At 62.4% G+C, this 19936-nt stretch carries 13 protein-coding genes and 1 tRNA gene; 8 read left to right on the top strand and 6 right to left on the bottom strand.

Annotation, left to right across the window (positions count from 1 at the left end; translation table 11 throughout):
* Window positions 1-135: 135 nt before the first annotated feature.
* Window positions 136-211: transfer RNA gene (locus ACTHNE_RS00810), tRNA-Thr, on the bottom strand.
* A 148-nt stretch (window positions 212-359) separates the two neighbouring features.
* On the opposite strand from ACTHNE_RS00810, the gene pilV reads away from it, so the two are divergent.
* From pilV to ACTHNE_RS00785, 5 genes are read left to right on the top strand one after another with little or no spacing between them, the layout of a single operon-like run.
* The gene (pilV, locus tag ACTHNE_RS00805) at window positions 360-866 is read left to right on the top strand and encodes a type IV pilus modification protein PilV (RefSeq protein ID WP_440268321.1); all 507 of its coding nucleotides are present in this window, start codon (window positions 360-362) and stop codon (window positions 864-866) included.
* Window positions 863-2188 (top strand): PilW family protein, encoded by a 1326-nt coding sequence (locus tag ACTHNE_RS00800; protein WP_324940406.1) that lies wholly within the window; start codon window positions 863-865, stop codon window positions 2186-2188. Before pilV ends, ACTHNE_RS00800 begins: the two co-directional genes overlap by 4 nt.
* A gap of 24 nt (window positions 2189-2212) precedes the next feature.
* Window positions 2213-2893, top strand: coding sequence for a pilus assembly PilX family protein (locus tag ACTHNE_RS00795; RefSeq protein WP_324940403.1), 681 nt, complete (start codon window positions 2213-2215; stop codon window positions 2891-2893).
* A 31-nt stretch (window positions 2894-2924) separates the two neighbouring features.
* Window positions 2925-5045: a pilus assembly protein gene (locus tag ACTHNE_RS00790; RefSeq protein ID WP_324940400.1), complete on the top strand. Its 2121-nt coding sequence runs from the start codon at window positions 2925-2927 to the stop codon at window positions 5043-5045.
* A 13-nt stretch (window positions 5046-5058) separates the two neighbouring features.
* Entirely contained in the window at window positions 5059-5478 is a 420-nt protein-coding gene (locus tag ACTHNE_RS00785) for a type IV pilin protein (RefSeq protein ID WP_324940397.1), read from the top strand.
* Window positions 5479-5683: 205 nt separating this feature from the next.
* On the opposite strand, the gene recD is transcribed toward ACTHNE_RS00785, so the two are convergent.
* From recD to recC, 3 genes are read right to left on the bottom strand one after another with little or no spacing between them, the layout of a single operon-like run.
* Window positions 5684-7669: an exodeoxyribonuclease V subunit alpha gene (gene recD / locus ACTHNE_RS00780; RefSeq protein ID WP_440268320.1), complete on the bottom strand. Its 1986-nt coding sequence runs from the start codon at window positions 7667-7669 to the stop codon at window positions 5684-5686.
* Window positions 7659-11315, bottom strand: coding sequence for an exodeoxyribonuclease V subunit beta (gene recB, locus ACTHNE_RS00775; RefSeq protein WP_440268319.1), 3657 nt, complete (start codon window positions 11313-11315; stop codon window positions 7659-7661). Before recB ends, recD begins: the two co-directional genes overlap by 11 nt.
* Complete coding sequence (gene recC / locus ACTHNE_RS00770; RefSeq protein ID WP_440268318.1) at window positions 11312-14803, bottom strand: exodeoxyribonuclease V subunit gamma; 3492 nt, start codon at window positions 14801-14803, stop codon at window positions 11312-11314. Before recC ends, recB begins: the two co-directional genes overlap by 4 nt.
* Window positions 14804-15181: 378 nt before the next feature.
* Here recC and ACTHNE_RS00765 point away from each other — a divergent pair, with 378 nt between their 5' ends.
* Complete coding sequence (locus tag ACTHNE_RS00765; protein WP_440268317.1) at window positions 15182-16822, top strand: MASE1 domain-containing protein; 1641 nt, start codon at window positions 15182-15184, stop codon at window positions 16820-16822.
* Between the two features lie 5 nt (window positions 16823-16827).
* Here ACTHNE_RS00765 and ACTHNE_RS00760 read toward each other — a convergent pair whose 3' ends face one another.
* Both ACTHNE_RS00760 and msrA read right to left on the bottom strand, forming a co-directional pair.
* Window positions 16828-17280, bottom strand: coding sequence for a hypothetical protein (locus ACTHNE_RS00760; RefSeq protein ID WP_440268316.1), 453 nt, complete (start codon window positions 17278-17280; stop codon window positions 16828-16830).
* A gap of 297 nt (window positions 17281-17577) precedes the next feature.
* The gene (gene msrA, locus ACTHNE_RS00755) at window positions 17578-18084 is read right to left on the bottom strand and encodes a peptide-methionine (S)-S-oxide reductase MsrA (RefSeq protein ID WP_440268315.1); all 507 of its coding nucleotides are present in this window, start codon (window positions 18082-18084) and stop codon (window positions 17578-17580) included.
* 148 nt (window positions 18085-18232) lie between these two features.
* On the opposite strand from msrA, the gene ACTHNE_RS00750 reads away from it, so the two are divergent.
* Window positions 18233-19456 (top strand): alkaline phosphatase family protein, encoded by a 1224-nt coding sequence (locus tag ACTHNE_RS00750; protein WP_324937991.1) that lies wholly within the window; start codon window positions 18233-18235, stop codon window positions 19454-19456.
* Complete coding sequence (locus tag ACTHNE_RS00745) at window positions 19453-19722, top strand: hypothetical protein (protein WP_324937989.1); 270 nt, start codon at window positions 19453-19455, stop codon at window positions 19720-19722. Before ACTHNE_RS00750 ends, ACTHNE_RS00745 begins: the two co-directional genes overlap by 4 nt.
* Window positions 19723-19936: the final 214 nt, after the last annotated feature.

Below are 19936 nucleotides of genomic sequence, written 5' to 3'. Positions count from 1 at the left end.
ACTTCGATGCTCGAAGCATGCAACAACGTGGCGCAAGCACGCCATTACCGTCGCCCCCGTTCCGGCGCGCGTCCATAGAAGTCCGAAAAAAAGCCCTGGAAGGCTTGACCCTCCAGGGCTTTTTTCAATCGACACTGGTGCCGGAAATAGGAATCGAACCTACGACCTACGCATTACGAATGCGCCGCTCTACCAACTGAGCTATTCCGGCGAAGCCGCATAGTTTAAGGAGGTGCGGTGCGGGCTGCAAGCGTCGGCATGCTGGGGGGATTCGGACCGCAGGATGGGGCGAGGGCCGACTGACGCGGGCAAGGTGACGCGGCCACAGTGCGGGCAGGTTCTACTAAGGATGGTTGGCGATGTCGTTTCCGCCTTGCCGGGGTGTCACTTTGATCGAAGTGCTGGTGGCCATGCTGGTCTTCAGCGTGGGCCTGCTTGGTGCGGCGGGGTTGATGGTGGTGGCGGCGCGCTCCAACCAGGCGGCGTACTTGCGCACCCAGGTGACGTTTCTGGCGCAGAGCATGGCCGAGCGCATGCAGGCTAACGCCATCGGCGTTTGGAACGGGGATTACAACGGCAACTATCCGGATGCCAGCGCCCAGGACTGCAGCGGCGGCTGCACGCCGTCGCAACTGGCGCAACACGATCGGCAGCGCTGGAGCGGCCAGCTCAAGACCTTTCTGCCGCAGGGCGAGGCCAGCATTGCCTGCACGACGGACGGCTTGTCGCAAGTACCGGGCCGCGAACAGATCGCGCTGCGCCCGCCTTATGGCGGCAATTGCTCGATAGTGGTGCGTTGGAGCGAGCGCCGGATTGTCGACGCGGACGCCTTACCGCAGAGCTTCGCCTGGGAATTCCAGCCATGAGGCGTTGCGCGGGGGCATCCCTGGTGGAGCTGATGATCGCCATGGCGCTCGGCCTGCTGGTGGGGGCGAGCATCGTGACCGTATTCGTCTCCACCGCGGACGGCCGCCGCGTGCAGGAGCAACTGGCACGGCTGCAGGAAGAGGGGCGTTTCGCGATTACGCAAATCAGGCAGGATCTGTCGATGGCCGGCGCGCAGTACTGCACCGGCACGGGCGGGGCATCACGCGCGAGCGATGCAGGACCGTACCTGGACGAGCTGCGCGCGCCCACGGTCTATGCCAGCGATCCGAATGCGCTGATGAGCGCGCTGAGCGACGTGACCACCCCGTGGGGCGGAGCCTATCCCGCCGCGCCGAGTGAGCCGTATTCCTTGCCTTCGTTCCTGACCATGCGCGGCTATGATTGCACGGCAAGCGCCTGCACGCCGGTCGAGCCCAGCAATAAGCGCAATCCCAATGGCTTCGATATTCCCATCATGGGCAAGGCGAAGGATCGCCGCGTGCTCGGCGCGTCGGTGCTTACGGTGCGCTACGTAAATCCGATGGGCGGTTGGATCATCGCTCAGGATGGGACAGGAAAAGGCAGCACATTGGTAAGCCATGCGGATGGCTCGATCGGCATCCGCATCAGGCCGCAGCCGAAAGAGGCCACCCTCAAGCAAGTGAAGAATGATGCGCCGCTGATGATGCTGGCCGATTGCTCCAGCGCGCAGATCTTCACCACTAGCGATATCGGCAGTGGTGAGGCGACATCCACCGGCGGCAATTTCGTGCAGCCGCAGGTGTTCCAGCATATGGCGGCGCCGAAGGTGTTCAGTGTGGGGCGTGACGTACAGACGGTCACCTATTTTCTGAAAGTGATCGATAACGGTGATGGCGCAGGGCACACCACCGGCGCACTGATAAGGCGCGTCAACGGTGCCCCGCAGGAAATCGCACGCGGCGTCGAGCGGCTCGATTTCCGATACGGCGTGCAGCAGGCCGATGGCCGCGTGCGCTACTACACCGCCGAGCAGGTCGACAACAGCACACGTGCGGATTGCCCCGCGGTGCCGCTACCGATTCATGGCAGCAACGATCGCGGATGCCTGTGGCGCTCGGTCAGCCTGATCGAGGTGGATTTGCTGATGGCGGGCCAGATACCGCTGTACTCGTTGAAGCTCGGCGAATTGGCATACAGCTATGCCGCCGACGGTATGTTCGAGCCGCGCGCGCCCGGCGACCCAGGTCGAAAAATAACGCCCGCACAGCAAGGTTTTCCGCTACCCGTGTTGCGGCGGGAGTTCACGGCAGCGGTAGCGGTGCGTAACGCCCATCCGTAGATATGTGATAGCAAGGATGAACAGATGACCCGTAGCGCAAAGAAACGACCCATGGCCGCCACGTCGACGACGGGAAATGCAGCGAGGGTACAAGGCGGTTTCGCGTTACTGATGGCGCTGATCTTCCTGCTGCTTATCAGCATGCTTGCCATCGCCGCCTCGCAGCACGCGCTGCTGCAGGAACGCATGGCCGGCAGCCTGCGCAATGCGCAGCAATCGCGCATGAACGCGGATACGGCATTGCGTGGCGCGGAATACATGCTATGGATGCGCGCGAGTCAGCCCGCTGCGCGTTTGCATTGCACGGAAAACGCTATTTCGCCGGATGACGGGTGCGTGGTGTATCGCTCCTACGGCGCTCCGTATACAGCGAAAGGAGACGTGACGAGATTCCGATCGGCGCCGGGCTGGCTATCCGATATCGGCGTGGAATATATGGGGCCAGCACGCAGGGGTTACACCAGCCATCCGAGCCAGGCCACCGCGAAGCTGGCGGAAAATCCTCGCTACATCATTGAAGACCTTGGCGTGGAGCGTCCGCCAGGCGTAGGCGGTTTGCACGAGTCCGGCAATACCGGCCCCAACAACGGCGGGCAAGGGCAGGTGGCCATTCACGTCTATCGCATCACCGCGCGCGCCACCGGAGGCAACGCCAACGCTGTAAGCATTGTGCAGAGTACGTTCGATGCGCCTGCGATGCCTTGAAACTGTGAGGATATGGCTGGTGTGCATCACCATGCTGTGCACAAGCGTGGTGACTGTTGCGCAGACCAGTCTTCCCAATACCGTGGAGCTCAGCCCGTTACCGCTGGATCGCACGCTGGCCGTGCCGTCGCTCGCCGTGCTCGGCCTGAATAGCTCCGTGCTGGGAAGCGGAACGGTCGCGTTTCAGGGTGGCTACGATTCCGCAGACTGGTCCGGCGTACTGCATGCCGTGGCGTTGAATAGCGATGCTACGGGTAACGGCGTGGTCTGGGATGCCGGTGCGCAGCTTACGCGTCGATCGCCCGCGAGCCGGACGATACTCAGCGCAAGCAAGGGCGCGACAGGTGTGGTTTCCGGCACGGCCTTCGAGCCATCGGCATCTTTTGGCGCCGATCAGAAACAAGACCTGATGTGGCCGGAGCCTGAGCATTCCAACGACACGCTGGAAGCACGCATCGATTACCTGCGCGGAGGCCGCTCCGGCGAACTCGATGGAAGCCTGCGCGTACGCAGCAGCCTGCTAGGCGCCATCGTGCATGCGCAGGCGGTCTATATCGGCTATCCCACCGGCAATTATTTCGATGCGTGGCCCAAAGGCGCGCCGGAAGCCGCATTGGGTGCGCAGAGCTACGCATCGTTCGTCGCCCAACATGCTGGACGGGAACCGTTTCTCTACATCGCCGCCAACGACGGTATGTTGCATGCCTTCCACGCACCCACACCGGTCTGCAAACGGCAGGACGATAACCAACGCTGCGTGGTCTACGACAATGGACCGAATGCAGGCAAGGAAGCCTGGGCCTATGTGCCGCGCGCTGCGTATCGCAACCTTGGCAACCTCACCCGTGCGCAAGATTTTCAGTTCCAGCCGACGGTCGATGCCACGCCCATTACCCGCGATGTGTTTTTCGGCGAACGTGGGCACGCCCAGTGGCATACCTTGCTAGTCGGCGGTTTGCGACTCGGCGGGCGCGGTGTTTACGCCTTGGACGTCACCGATCCCACTTCCGCAAGCCAGACAGCGCCCGAACGCACCGTGCTATGGGAATTGGACGCCGACGCGCCGGCCGGCACTTCGGATGCCGGCGGCGCCTACCAGCCCGCCGATCTCGGCTATACCTACGGACAGCCAGCCATTGCGCGCCTGGCGAACGGTCGCTGGGCAGTGCTGGTTCCGAACGGCTATTTCGCCGATTGCAGCAAACCGGAGAAACCGCTTCGCTGCGAAGATGCTGCCGGCACGCCACCGGCCTATGCCGCGCTGTTCGTGCTGGATGCACAAACCGGTGCGGTGATCGCCGAACTCAAGACGCCCGCCATCGACGGCATCCAAGCCTATGGTCTCTCCACGCCAGTGCTGGGCGATTACGATAACGATCAAATCGACGACATCGCCTTCGCCGGCGATCTTGCCGGCAACCTGTGGCGCTTCGATCTGTCCTCATCCAGACCATCGGAATGGAAGGTGACCTTGGCCTACCAGCCTGCGGAACAAGGCACGCAACCGGTCACGGTGATGCCGCGGTTGATGCCCGATCCATCCACCAACCGTTTTATCGTCATTTTCGGCACCGGCAAATACCTGGCGAGCAGCGACAAGGCCGATACCACGCTGCAGTCGATCTACGGCATTCGCGATAAAGGCGGCACGGTAACGCGAGGCAGCCTTGTCGTGCAGAGTTTGAACGAAGTGGCGGCCAGCGATGCGGCCGGTGGCAACGCGACCTTGCGCACGCTCACCTCGCATGCCGTACCCATGAAGGCGGGCGGATGGCGTATCGACCTGGACACTGCAACCGGCGAGCGTGTCATCAACACACCCACGGCTTTGTTCGACACCAATGCGCTACTGGTTGACACGCTGATTCCAAACGGCGACGAACCCGGCGGCGCAATCATGGCGATCGACGCTGCGACGGGAGCGGCGCGAACCATCGTGGCCTTCGGCGGCGCATCGTACGCCGGCGCGCGCATCGAAAATCCCTCGACCACTATCGGTACCTTGCCCATGGCTACGCGAATCGGTGGCGGCAAGCTGGTACTGCCGGGCTTGAAGCTGAAAGGCGGCAAAGGCGAGCTCGACCTGCCGCTTTCCCTCGACAGCCCGCTATGGCGCCGCCGCTCCTGGTCGATCTTGACGCCCGACTATTGAAAGGAGGCAAAGGATGGAACGTCCGCGTGGATTCACGCTGTTGGAACTGGTCATCGTGGTAGCCATTGTTGCGATACTGGCCGCGATCGCAACACAGTCGTATGCACGCTATGCGTTTCGTTCGCATCGCACGGATGCCCACCACATGCTGATGACCATCGCGCAGGCGCAGGAGCGTTGGCATGCCACGTACAACCGTTATGCGGAGGATCTTGGCCAATTGGGTTTTGCAAATCCGGTTGTGTCGCCGCATGGGTATTACCACATAGGTTTGCATATGGCCGATAACGCGGCCGAAGGGTTCGTCGCAACGGCTATGCCCGGTGGTCGTCAGGCGGGCGATGCGTGTGGAAGCTTGTCGATCGATAACGCGGGGCGAAAGTTGCCGGATGGAGCGGATGCCGCTGCAAATGCGAACGGGAAGTGCTGGTAATCGAGTTGCCGCATACCATCCGGTCGTCATTCCGGCGAAAGCCGGAATCCATTTATACCTTTGCGGGACGCTGTCGATTCAATGGAAGTTCTACGTAGCTGCCAGCATGGATTCCGGCCTTCGCCGGAATGACGTTAGGCGAACATGTAGGCTGGGATGAAATCCCAGCATCGCCATGCATGGAATGCCGGGATTGCGTCCCAGCCTAGGCGCCGCCATCGAACGACGTGACCAGTCGCTCGCCCAACCCCGAATACCGCCGCGTCCGCTGCGCCAGCGCCTGCTCTATCGCAGCTTGCGTACCGATCAAACTCAGCCACCGGCGCGCACGCGTAATGCCCGTGTAGAGCAATTCCCGCGTAAGAATCGCCGGCGCATCGTCCGGCAATACCAAGGCGGTATGTTCGAATTCCGAACCCTGCGACTTGTGCACCGTCATGGCATAGACAGTTTCCACGTCGCCCAGCCGCGAGGGTAATACGAAGCGTACAGATGCATCGTCGTCCTGCGGCAGCCCCGGCGATACACCGCGCGCCACCGGAAAAGCGACATACAAACGATGTTCGCCATCATTGCCACGCATGCGCAGCGTTACGCCGACGTCGCCATTCATCAAGCCAAGGCTGTAGTCATTGCGTGTCATCATCACCGGCCGGCCTTCGTACCAGCCGCGGTCGGATTCGATCAGGCCTTCGGCGAGCAGGGCGGCGGCGATGTCATGATTCAGGCGCTCGACACCTGCAGGGCCCTTGCGTACCGCGCTCAGCACCTGAAAACGGTTGAATGCTTCCAGCACGCCGTGCGCCCAGCGTCGATGCCGGGCATCGTTGGCGTCAAGGGGAGGGCGTTGCTGCCGGAGCCGGTCGAGGTAGTAGCGAAATCCTTGCGGTCGATCCTCTGCCTGCGAAGTCGCAAATCGATCGGCTTGGCCATCAATGGCCCATGACGCGGCGGCAGTGGCATTTACGCCGGCCGGCATCCAGGCAACATCGTTAGATGGCGAAGCGAGCAAGGCATTCACCGCCGTGACATCGCCGAGATTCACCGCCGCCGCCAGCCGCCCAATGCCGCTGGCGGCGGCGAAGCGGTGGCTGCTGCGCAGCATCGCGATATGTTGATCGAGCGGCTGCGCATTGTCGTGCACGAACGCCGTTACGTCATCGCCGCTTGCCGCGCGCAACCATTCCGCGGTGACGTGGCTGTAGCCGCCCTGTTCGGCGTGTCGGCCCAGTTCGCCCAGTACCGCGCCGGCCTCCACGGAAGCGAGCTGATCCTTGTCGCCGATCAGGATCAGGCGTGCATGCGGTGGCAGCGCATCCAGCACGGCGGCCATCATTTCCAGATCGATCATCGATGCTTCGTCGATCACCAGCACGTCCACATGCAAGGGGCGCCGGCGATCGTACGCATAGCGGCGACTGTCGGGACGCGCGCCCAGCAGGCGATGCAGGGTTTCCACTTCCAGCGGAATGGCGGCGCGCACGTGTTCCTGCACGTCGAGCAAGGCGATTTGCCGTGCAATCGAGGCATTCAAGCGCGCAGCGGCCTTGCCGGTGGGCGCAGCCAGGCGAATGCGCAATGGCGTGGCGTGTTGGCGCAGTTGCAAGGTCTGCAACAAGCCGAGCAAGCGCACCACGGTGGTGGTCTTGCCGGTGCCGGGGCCGCCGGTAATCACGCTGAAGGCGCCGCGCGCCGCCAGCGCGCAGGCGACGCGCGGCCAGTGAACGGCGTCGGCGGTGGCAGGGAACAAGCGCTGCAGTTCGTCGTGCAACGCGGAGGCCGGCAGCATCGCTTCATCGAGCCGCGCCGTAATGCCCTGGGCGATGCGGCATTCGTAGTTCCAGTAACGGCGCAAGTAGAGCCGGTGGCGATCCAGCACCAAGGGCGCGTGCTCCGGCTCGCCTTGCGCATTGGCGACCAAGCGCGATACCGGCGTCGGCGCGCGGGAAAGCTGTTCCAGCCACGCATCTGGCCAAGCCTGCTCCTGCGCCAACAGAGATAGCGCGTGCAAATCCAGGCAGGGATGGCCATCGCCCAATTGCCGGCTTGCCAACGCCGCCAACCATGGCAAGGAGGCATCGGCCGCCGGATCGGATTCGGCGATGAACTGCGCGAACGCCAAGTCCAGCGGACGCAGCACGCGCCGCGCCACCGCGTCGGCAAGCATTGCGAGCATGGCCTCATGCGACATGCGCACGCGCCTCCCGCGCGAACAGGCGATCCATCGCATCGATCAAGGCCAACGGCAAACGCTCCGTATGCATGCCATGCCCGGCCTGGTCCACACCACGCAGGTACAGATACAACACGCCACCCATATGGTGTTGATAGTCGTAGCCCGACAGGCGCGCGCGCAACAGGCGATGCAAGGCCAGCGTATAGATGGCGTACTGCAGGTCGTAGCGTGCCTGCAATGAAGCGTCGCGCATGGCGGCGGGCGTGTAGGCGGCGGAGCTGTCGCCCAGCCAGTTGGATTTGTAGTCGACCACGTAATAGCGGCCCTGGTGTTCGACGATCAGGTCGATAAAACCCTTGAGCATGCCGTTGACGCGATGTGCCGGCAGCAACGGGCGCGGCAATCCTTCCAGCGTGTGGCGTGTGACCAGTTGATCGAGCTGCTGCGTATCGACGCGATGGGCTTCGAACCAGAATTCCAGTTCGGCCTGATAGCGCGTGCGATCGGTCAATTGCGCCAACGCCAGCGTGCCGCCGTCGGGCAATGCCAGCGGCGTCTGCAACAGTGCGGGCAACCATTGGCTGAGCGGCGCGATCCACGCTTGCCAGCCGCGTCGCTGGCAGCGGCGTGCGATCTGTTGTTCAAGCGCCGCGGTATCGCTGGCGACTGCGGCAAAGCCAGTCTCGGCGACCCACTCCAGCATGTCATGCAAAAACGTACCGGCCTCGGCGCCGCGTGGAAACGCATGCATGCCATAGTCGATGGAGGGCGCCGTCCATTCGGTCGATTCGCGCACGACTTCCGCCAGGATGTCTTGCGTGGCCGTTTCGGGTGCGGTGTGTCGCGCCGCGTCACTATCGCCGTGCGCAAGTGCGCTGTAGCTGGCGATCCACCATGCTTCGGGTGGCGACAGCGTGTAACCGCGTGCCTGCCGATGGCTAGGCGGTGCTTGCCTTGGTCGATAGATGTGCATACCGGCCGGTTCCGTCGCCAGGTGCAGCGTGATGTCGCTGCAGCCATCGCGCAGCGCTTCGATGCGCGGCAGTAGATCCCCCGGTTCGATGACGGCACCACCGCCGAGCACATAGCCGAAGGCGGAACGATGCAGCCCTGCATTGCGGCTCTGTCCCTCGGCGACGCATGCCACGCCCAGCCAGCATGCATGTTCGGCACGGGTCAAGGCGACGTAAAGCAGGCGCAAATCTTCCTGCAGGCGCTCGCGTGCCATGCGGGCCTTGGCGTCGTCATCGGGTTGCAGGTCGATCCATGCCTGGCCGCGATCGTCATGCCACGGCTGCAGGCTGCCGCGCGGCGCGTCCTGGAAGCGGCTGACGAACGGCAGCATCACCACCGGATATTGCAATCCCTTGGACTTGTGCACGGTGATGACTTTCACCAGGTCGGCTTCGGTTTCCAGCCGCACGACGTGCTCTTCGACCGTTTCTGCTTCACCTTCGCCGGCGCGCGTAATCTGTGCCGACAAATAACGAATCAGCGCGTATTCCCCGTCCAGATTCGCCGCTGCGTGCTGCAACAGTTCGGCCAGATGCTGGAGATTGGTCAATACACGCTCGCCATTGGGCTTGGCCAACAGCCGCGCGGGCAGGTCGAAGGCATGCAGCAGGTTGTGCAGCATCGCCAGCACGCCGTGGCGTTGCCATACGCTTTGCAGTTGGCGAAAGCGTTCGCTGCATGCTTCCCAATAGGCTTCGTCTTCGTTGAGGCGATCGAGCTCGGCCAGGCTGCGCTGCATGGTGGTGCTCGCCAAGGCGGCGCGCATGGCGCGATCGGAGGCCGGCATGGTGCAGGCTTGCAGCCAAAGCAGGATATCCGGCGCCTCTTCGGTGGCGTAGATGGAATCGCTTTCCGACAGATAGACACTGCTGACGCCGCGTTGCCCAAGCGCGCTGCGGATGCAGGCGGCTTCGCGACGATTGCGCACCAGCACGGCGATATCGCGCGGACGCAGGGCGGTATCGGCCTGATGTTCGCCTGCAAACCCGCAGCGTACGCTTTGCGCCGCCTCCAGCAGATCCACGATATGCGCCGCCGCATGCGCTGCGGCCGTTTCCATATAAGCGCCGATGGCCATCGGCTTGTCGCTTGGGAAAACCTCCAGATGCATGGCGGCGACGGGCTGGTGGTCGTACATCAGGCGGCGCTGCGTACCTGCCGCGGCAATCGGCTGGAACGGCAGGCCATGCATGCCATGTCCGAACGCAAAGGCACCCAGTGGCCAGCGATCGGCATGGCGAAACACACGGTTTACCGCATCGACCAGGGGCGAGGTGGAACGGTAGTTGGTGGTCAGCGTCCAGGTGGGCGCCTGCGCCCGATCGCGCGCGGCGAGATACGTATGGATGTCCGCACCACGAAACGCATAGATGGCCTGCTTCGGATCGCCGATCAGCAGCAAGCCCGTGTCCGCGCGATCGGCGTAGATGCGCTGGAAAATGCGCCATTGCAGCGGATCGGTATCCTGGAATTCATCGATCAGGGCCAGCGGATACTGTTCGGCGATGCTGTCGGCCAAGCTTGCGCCATGCGGCCCGTGCAGAGCCGCATCGAGCTGGCGCAGCATGTCGTCGAAGCCGGGCTTGGCCTGGCGTTCGCGGATCGCATCGACGCGCGCCGCGATCCAGGGAACGGCATGCGCCAGCAGCAGTGGCGCGAGCGGCGGTTCGGCTTCCCATATGTCGAGCAAGTGCTGGATGGCCTCGAACACTGGATGCGCAGGCGCGGTGTTGCCCTTGCTCGCGGCGCTGTCGAGCTTGGCCTGCGTATAACGGGCAAGCGTGGCCTGGTCGAGCTCGGCGCCGCAGGCCCAGTCCTGCAACGCAGGCAGTTCGCGTTCCACGGTTTTGGGTTGGTAGATATTGTTCTTCAGCGCCTTGGTTTGCACGGCGGTGCGCAGTAACGAATCCAGTGCCTGCGCATCGGGCAGCCACAAGTTGCGTGCAGCTTGTTCGGCTGCCCGGCGCGGTGCCTGGTGTTGGCGCAATGCTTCGGCAAGATCGTCCACCAGCTGCAACGGGCGACCTTGTATACGGATCTGCTGCACGGGTTGGCGTACCAACGGCCGCACCACACGCTGCAGTGTTTGCGGATTGCGCCAGTGCCTGGCGATGCAGGCGGCTTCGGCTTGATCGAGCGGTGCGTAAAAGCGGCGCCAGTAATCGCGCACGGCTTCGGCCAGGCGTGCGTTTTCATCGGCCACTTCATCCACCGTGTCGCTGCCTTCGAACGCGTGCTGCGCCAGCATGCGCTGGCTCCAGCCGTGGATGGTGTAGATGGCCGCTTCATCCATCCATTGCGCGGCCAGATCCAACTGGCGCGCAGCGGCGGCACGCGCTTCCCCTTCGGGGTATTCGGCGATCAGGCGCTGCAGGAATGCATCGGCTTCCTGCTGGCCGCGAAACACCGCCGCTGCGGTAGCGAGACGTTCGCGAATGCGCTCGCGCAACTCCGCCGTGGCGGCGCGCGTGAAGGTAACCACCAGAATCTGCGCCGGCCATTGCGCCGGTTGGCCGCCGTGACCAAGCACCAGGCGCAGATACAGCGCCGCCAGCGTCCAGGTCTTGCCGGTGCCAGCGCTGGCTTCGATCAAACGGATGCCTTGCAGCGGCAGATGCAGCGGATCGAGCGGCGCCATCTCGCTCATGCATCACCTTCCAGCACGGCGGCATCGAGCAACGGGCGATAAAGCGCCAGCCAATGCTCGAAGCCGTCGGCGTGCAAGTGGGCGAAGCTGCGCCAGATGCGCGCCAGGCACGGTTCGCGGTTCATCTCACCCGGCGGCGCTGCCGGTGCGTCGCTGCCTTCGTAGCATTTTTGCGCAGCGTCGAACGGTTCTTTTTGTTCGCGCTCCGCCAGCAGCCAGGCATAGGCGGTGCGGCGCGCGATCGGCAAGGGTGCCTGCATGCCTTGTTGCCAGGTGTCGAGTACAGCATTCAAGCATGTGCTCGCTTCATCCGGGCTCAGCGAGTTCAAGACGACGGTGGCGTCCGGCGCCATGAAACGCGTGGCAAGGGCGATGCCATTGGCGTTTGCCAGTAATTGCAACACCCACGGCTGCAGCAGCCGATCGTAGCGAAGCGCCTTGCCTTGGCAGAGCTGACCGGCCATGGGCAACAGCCGCACCAGGCTGCCGTCATCGCTGCGGCGCGCATCGTCGAGCCAGCCTTCCACGGCGAGGTCGCCATGCACGTGGCGCAGTTCCTGTGCCGGTATCTGTTCGCACCAATGCGCGGTGGACGCCCGCCATCGGCGCAAGATGTGCTGCACATCCGCGCCGATTTCGTCGACCGTCAATGCGCCAAATCCGCCGGCGGGCACTACACCTTGCTGCCGCAAACGTTGCGCGGCAGCCAACAGCGATTGCTCGGCGTGCGGGTCATCGTTGAGCGCGCACTGCAGCAGCGCTTCGGTGGCGGCGTGGTTTTCCAGTCCGTCCAGGAAAAATGGTTCGTCATCGTCGAGGCCGGCGTCGATCGCCTCGAAACGCACTTTCAGCCGATCAGCGTAGAAGCATGTAGCAGGGCGTGCCAGGAAGCGCTGCAAGGTGCCGATGTCCAGCGTGGATTGCGCTTGCCAAGGCGGCAGTGGCGTGGTTTCCACGGATGGCGCTGCGCGGCGCGCATGTGCCCATTCCGATGCGTAAGTAAACAGCGGTGAGCTGGCATCGCGCTCGAAATAGCGCGCACTGAATGCCTGCAACGGATGCACGGTGGTGATGGCCTGCAGCAGACATTCGCGCGAACCGGCGTCGTTCATCGTGTCATCGGGCGAGCGCCAGCCTGCAGCAAGATAATCGCGCAACTGGCCCACCAATACCGATGGCGGCAACTCGCTGTTGTCGCGCACGCTGTGTCCGACCCAGCTGATATGCAGCACGTCGCGTGCGGAAAGCAGCGCTTCCAGAAACATGTAGCGATCGTCCTCGCGGCGCGAGCGGTCGCCGGGACGATGCTGGCCGGCGCGCGCCATCAGGTCGAAATCGGGCGGCGAGATGCGGCGCGGATAATCGCCGTCGTTCATGCCCAGCAGGCAGACCACGCGGAACGGAATGGCGCGCATCGGCAGCAGTGTGCCGAAATTCACTGCGCCGCCCATGAAACGCTGGGAAAGATGCGGCTGGTCGATCGCCTGCAGCCAATCCTCGCTGACAACGGCAAGCGGGACAGCTTGCGTGAAGCCGGCTTCCTGGCAGGCTTCGATCCAGTGGTCCAGGGCGTCTTCGAGGCGATCGATGCGCAACGCATCGTCTTCGTCGCCGCGCGGATCGAAGCAGTCGCGCAGCAGATGGCGCAGGCGTTCGCTCCATTGCATAGGTGTGGCGGATGAGCCGAACAGTTGCCAGTAGTGTTCCAGCGTCTGCAGCAACTGGTTCAACGGGCCGAGCAGCGCCGCATCCAGGCCGCCGATTTCCGCATAGGGCGCCACGGCGTCGAGCGACGCGCCATCACCCGTCGCATAGCCGAGCAACATGCGGCGCAAGCCGAAGCGCCAGCTGTTCTGCTCGTCGGGCGGCAGGCCGAACGCTTCTTTGTGCTTGCCATCCAGACCCCAGCGAATGCCCGATTCGGCGATCCAGCGGCGCAAGGTCGGCAGATCGTCTTCGGCGATGCCGAAGCGTCGGCGCAGCGAAGGCACGTCGAGCAGGTCCAGCACGTCGCTGGCAGTGAAGCGCGATTCGGTCAGATGAAGCAGTCGCTCCAGCGCGGTCAGCAGGGGCGAGGTGCCTCGGCCCGATTGATCGGCCACGCTGTAGGGCAGGTAGCGCGGATCATCCGCGGCCATGCGGCCGAACACAGCCTGCACGTGCGGCGCATAGACGCTGATGTCCGGCACCATCACCATCACGTCGCGCGGCGACAGCGGGCGACCTTCGCGCGCGGCTTGTTCGAACAAGGCAAGCAGTTGGTCGTGCAGCAGCTCCACTTCGCGCTGCGGACCGTGCGCCACGTGAAAATGCAGCGAGCGCGCATCCGGCAGCGGCTTGCGCAAACCGGGATCGGAAGGCGCAGGTTCCAGCTCGAGCACCGCCTGTTGCACCTGGTGCAACAACGAATCGGTACCCAGATCGCGGAACAGATCGATGCTGCGCTTGATGGAAATAAAGCGATCGCGGTAGCGTTCCGGCTGGTCGAACGCATCGAGCTGGCGGATGAAATCGCGTCCCTGTTTGCCCCATGCGGCAAGCAGCGGGTTGGCATGCAAATGCAGATCTTCGTAGCGCGGTTCCGCCGGCAGGCCGGGCTTGAGCGCATGGCGGCGATGTTCGGCCAACAGCAGCTCGCGGTCTTCGATGATGTCCGCCCAATAGTGCCGGCACGGGTTGGTCACCAGCAGCAATACCTGGCTGCAACGCGCCACGGCGGTAAGCGCTTCCAGCACCTGCGGCGGCAGCGAGGTAATGCCGAACACCACGATGCGCCGTGGCAAGGTTTCGACGCGTGCATCCGGCGCCTGCATGTGCTGCATGAAGCGCCGATGCACGCCGGCGCGATGGCTCTCGCGCTGCGCCGGTGGCACATCGTCCAGCAACAAGCGCCACAGTCGCGGTTGCCAGCGCTGCGCGGGCGGCAGTTCCACCACACGCTTGCGCACGCTGTCGCGCAGCACGTCGTTGCGATGCTCCCAATCATCCAGCCAGTCGGCGCGAAACACCTGGTACTGGTCGAACAGATCGGCTATCTGCATGGCGAGTCGATGCAGCCGTCGCCAGTCGCCGGCGTCGCCGAGCAAACCGCGCAGGGAGCCGAAGGCAGCTTCATCCAGGTGTTGCGGCAACAGGCGCAGCAGACGCCAGACCAGGCGCGATTTGTCGAACGGGGACGTGGCCGGCACGGCCGCTTCGCCCAGCACGGAGCGATACGCCGTCCACAGGAACCGTCCGGGCAGCTGCATCTCCACTGCCGCGCTGATGCCCAGCCCACCAGCCTGGATCGGCCGGGCAAGCGCCAGCTTCAGCCACTGCGCAATGCCGTTGCTCTGCACCAGCATCACTTCGTTTTCCAACGGGCGCAGCGGCGTGCGCTGCAGCCAGGCCGCGAGGAGATCGCGCAGGTCTTCCTGACGGTTGCCGTGGATCACCATCAGGCCGGGTTCGATGGAGGACAGGTGAGGCTGTTGCTCGGATGCACTCACGATGGGCTGCGCTTCCTTGTTGTTATGAATCAGAAACTGCCTCATCCCGGTCGCGCGGCATGCGACGGCGAGGGTTCGGGCGCCCGGCGATTTTAGCCGCAATCGGCCTTGTCCGTTTCGCCGATATGGGTCTTATGAGACAAGCGGCGCGCTAGCGGCTTCATAAGGGAACACTTCGGGTTGCGCACCGATCCCCGTGATCTTTCTCGTAAAAGGGCTGCAGTGGGTCGTACCTGGTGCGAAGTGGCGCGGACATGCCGAGCCGGCTGCACGTACCGTTTCACCATGGTTTCACGCAGGTCACCCAATGATCGCGCCGTTTGGACGTCCGCGCCGGCGTTCGGGGCGTCGGTCAGAAATCATCATAAGGGGTGATCGATGGGGAAGGGACTTTGGGAGAGGGCGTGGGTTCGGCATGTTGCCGTTGCCTTGGGGTATGGCGTCTCATATGTGATATTCCGGCAGTTTTCGCACGCCCATTGGCAGATTACGGCAGGGCTGAGACTCACCGTATTGCTGCTTGCTCCTTATCGTTACTGGCCGGCACTGATTGTCGGTGAATTCGCGTACTACGGTTCAGTGGGTTATATATGTTCGGCGGTTTGGGGAGTGGAGTGGGGGCTTGCTTGCGCTATTCCTGTTATCGCCTATGTGGCGCCCGTGGTTTATTGGGTACGCAAGCATTGGCCTCCGGTTCTTAGAAATGCCAACCATATCAATATGGTGAGATTGCTGGGATGCGCATTGTTCTCATCAATACCATTGACGCTGCGTGACTTGAGTTTGTTTGTAGTCATAAAAAATCTTCCGGCCGATTATGTAGTGAACTATTACGACCTGGCGTTGCATTACTGCATAGGTGGCTTCCTAGGTGTTCTCACTGTTACTCCGCTAGCGTTGTTCGGGTACCAGAAATTAATTGTCGGCAGTTGGTCTGAAGTGAAAGAGCAACTCGAAAATAGTCGCCTCTTTTTCGAAACTATTTGTCTTGGGCTTCCTGTTCTTGCGTTCTTGCTTTGGGTTGGATTTAACGCGCCACCACATGCCTCGGCGCGACAAATGGCTCAGGTTGCAATGTTTCTTCCGGTGGTTTGGCTCGCGCTTAGGCATGGATGGCAAGGCGCGGCTATTGGCGGAGCGGCAGCAAGCTGTGCAGTGATGTTGCTGATGCCAAGCTTTTGGGATCCGGCAACTATGCAGGCGGAATCGATTTTGGCATTTGCCATTTCGACCATGTTGTTGATGGGAGCACGGATCGACTCCATCAATACACCTGTTGAACAGGAGCGCGTTGACGTTCGTGTTGCTCTGGCGCTGGCACAACGCAGCATCTATTTGGGTGAAATGCAGATGCGTATGACATCCCAGGCTCTCGAACAGGTCAGGGAGGGCATCCAGGCTGGGTTTATGATGATGATGGGACGCCTTCGGCATCTCCAGCCAGCTATTGATGATCGCGGATACCAGCGGCACGCTCAGGTTGCGCAAGATCAGATCCTCCGCCTGGCCGAGAGTCTCTATCCCGTTGCCTTACGGGAAAAAGGTCTTCCGGGCGTGCTGCGCGAAGGTGGGTTGTCGCAAATGCTCAATGACGCGGGTCTCACCTACGTTTGTGATTTGCGCGGCCCTATAAGCAAGCTTTCCCATGCGTTGCGCATGACTATCTATCGCGTTTTATGGGAAACGGTTGCAGACGCTTGCTCGAAAAAAAATGTGAGCGACGTTCGCGCATATGTTCGGGTAGCGGAAAGACAGGGGCGCATCGGTGTGCTTGTTATTGTCCGTTTTCGGATGCGCCATGCTCAGCTTGCGTTTATAGACTGGGAAGAATTGGTTCCAAGTATGGCGCGTGCAACCAGCGGCCTTGGCTTGCGGGCAGTAAAGGATAGGGCGGCTGTATTCGAAGGGCGCATGCGAACGCGATCAATAGATTCAGGACATCAAGTTAGCGTTCTTCTGCTTGATCCTGCGGTGCCCGGCGTTGCGATAGGCTTCGCCGGGATGAAAGCTGAGTGCTAGTGTTTTCAGTTTAATGAACCGCAGTTGCGAGGGTCTGAACATGTGCTGGCTGCTGCGACGCTTAACGCGGTCGTGCCGCTACTCTGCGGTGTAGCCGTAATCACCGTCGAACCATCGTTGTAGACCGTCGTAGGGGTCATCGTCCGAACCGCCGAAGCACGCGCCGCACGCTGCTGTGGCGTGGAAACATAATGCGATTGTCCCACCGGCAAGGTAATGAACTGCCCACCCGCCGTGCCGATGGCGCCGATGACATTGCCGTTGAGATCGTTGACCTGCACATACTTGATGCCGTTCAAGACGAAGACGTACACATGCCAGTTCGGGCTTGCGCTTACGTCCGTGGCGTTGGGCCATGCCTGGCCCAATCCTGTGGCCGGCGGTTCCGCGGCAGCGACCATTCCGGACAGGCCGAGGCCCAGGAACATGCCGAGCGCGGCACGAGTCATTTTGTGCATGATGTTTCCCCTTGCTAGATAAGTGATGGGTTTTTGGTGGAACGCAATCTAGCTTCCAACCTGCTCTCAAAGAGTGATTGAGCGCGTGGCGAACGAAGCGCCGTTCAGCAGGCCACAGGGGTATGTGATGGCGTTGTGAAGGTGGGCGGTGTAACCGTGCGTGCGATTTCGTGTAATCGATACTGGGAAATAAGCACCTGCAGGGTTCGCGAAATCGCAACTCGTCGTCCCGGCGTTCGCCGGGACGACGAGTTGCGGTTATTTCATTGATCGAGGTGCGCAGCGCTACCCGCGCAATCAGGCACGTTTAGGCAACTTCCATTCCGGCCGAATGAAATGGCATGTGTAGCCGTCGGGATAATGCTCCAGATAATCCTGGTGTTCCGGCTCGGCCTCCCAGAAGGGGCCGGCGGGAGCAACTTCAGTGACTACCTTGCCGGGCCACAGGCCGGACGCATCGACGTCGGCGATGGTGTCCTCGGCGATCCGCTTCTGTACATCGTCGCGATAGAAAATGGCCGACCGGTAACTGGTGCCGATGTCGTTGCCCTGGCGGTTCCTGGTGGTGGGGTCGTGGATCTGGAAGAAAAACTCCAGGATCTGGCGATAGCTGATCTGGCTTGGATCGAACACGATCTCGATCGCCTCGGCGTGCGTGCCATGGTTGCGGTAGGTGGCGTTGGGCACGTCGCCGCCGGTATAGCCCACGCGCGTGGACAGCACGCCGGGATAACGCCGCAGCAGATCCTGCATGCCCCAGAAGCAGCCGCCGGCCAGGATGGCGGTTTCGGTATGGGCCGTCATGATTTGATCCTCGATGGGTTGGCTCGCCGGCGACGGCCGGCGGCGGGTGCAGCCGATCTGTAGGCGGCCAGCGGCGTTTCAATGCGCCGGGCAAGGCGTATGCTTTCGGGTGGGGACACACCTACGCGGCTGAAGAGGGGAAGCTTCCATGAGCGCAGGCCAGTTCAATATCCAGCACGTGTTCGTGCTGATGCTCGAGAACCGTTCGTTCGATCACCTGTTCGCCCTGTCGGGCATCAGCGGCATTACCGCGGCGACATCGAGCTGCAGCAACGCATGCAACGGAACCACCTATACGTTCTGCGGCGGGGCTCCCGCGCAGATGCCCCGTGATCCGGGCCATGAGTTCACCGACGTGCTGGAACAATTATGTGGCGCCGGCACGACATACCAGAAAGGCCAGGCCTATCCATCGGCCGACAATTCCGGCTTCGTATCCAATTACGCCAGCAGCAAAAGCGAAGGCACGCCGCCGAAACCGGCCGAAATAGGCGCGATCATGTGCGGCGTCGATACCCGCGCGCAGGCGCCGAACCTCTACCAACTGGCGATCGAATTCGTGCTGTGCGACGGATGGCATTCCTCGCTGCCCGGCCCGACGTGGCCGAATCGCTATTTTCTGCACGGAGCATCCTCGGCCGGCCTGGATCACTCGCCGACTTCGGCCGAAATGAGCGAATGGGAAGTGGTCGACGGTTTCGCCTACCCGAACGGCTCGATTTTCGATGCACTGGGTGCGGACCATTACCGCCTGTATCAGGACGAACTGGGCGCGGCCTTGGGGCGCGTGCCGCAGGTGGCATCGATCAAGGGTGTCAGCTTTTTCGATATCGACGACCTGTCGCATTTCGAAAATGACCTCAAGTCAGGCTACACCGCGCGCTACACCTTTATCGAGCCGGGCTACGGCGACATCGTGCACGGCACGTACGCAGGCGGCAGCTCGCAGCATCCCATGGATGGCCTTGCGGGCGGCGACCAGCTTGCGGCGCGCGTATACAACGCCATCCGCAACTCGCCGCTGTGGGAAAACAGCCTGCTGGTGATCCTTTATGACGAGCACGGCGGTTTCTACGATTCCGTCAAACCCGGCCGTGCCACGCCACCGAATGATGGCGCTACAGATAGCCTGAACACCAACGGATTCAGCTTCGATGTTTACGGCGTGCGCGTGCCGGCCATCGTGGTGTCGCCATGGGTGGCGCGCGGTGGCATCGATCACACGCTCTACGATCACAGCTCCGTGCTTGCAACGCTTGCGCGCCTGTTCAACATCAAACCGCTGACCGACCGCGACCGGCATGCCAACGACCTGCTGCCCCTGCTTACCGATACCTGCCGGACCGATTGCCCGCAAAGGATAGGCGCATGAACGCGATACCTTCTCCCGATCCACGCGACGATCAACCGCTGCGCGACGGCAGCTCGCTGATGGCTTACCTGCACATACTGAAGAAAGCGCATAGGGCCTTGGTCGGCCATGATGCCGCGCATCGGCGCTTCATGGCCATTTCCACGCGCGGGCATGCAAGGAAGTACATCGAGGAATTGATGCCGCTGTTGTTGCAGGAGCGTGCAAGGCATCGATCGAAGCGTGAAGCGCGGCGAAAGGGGCAGGGATCAAGTAAGGCGTTTTAAGGCAACACTGAATAAGTATCGCCGTCGTCATGATGCCTGGAAGGCTCGCAGGGTGTGTAGCGCGGCGCCGGGATGGCCGTCTTGCCAAGCCGCGCGGCGCAGCATGCGGGCCTTCCAGGCATCACCCCATCATTTAAATGCAATACGTAGGGCCAGCCCTGTCTGTCCACACGCCGCAGGTACCCGTCTCGACGATGCGCCAGTCTGCCTTCGC

Origin of the sequence: Dyella sp. (assembly GCF_051954575.1) — a bacterium.
Taxonomy (GTDB): domain Bacteria; phylum Pseudomonadota; class Gammaproteobacteria; order Xanthomonadales; family Rhodanobacteraceae; genus Dyella_B.
The sequence above is the reverse complement of the archived record's forward strand: the minus strand, read 5'-3'. Positions and strand labels throughout refer to the sequence as shown.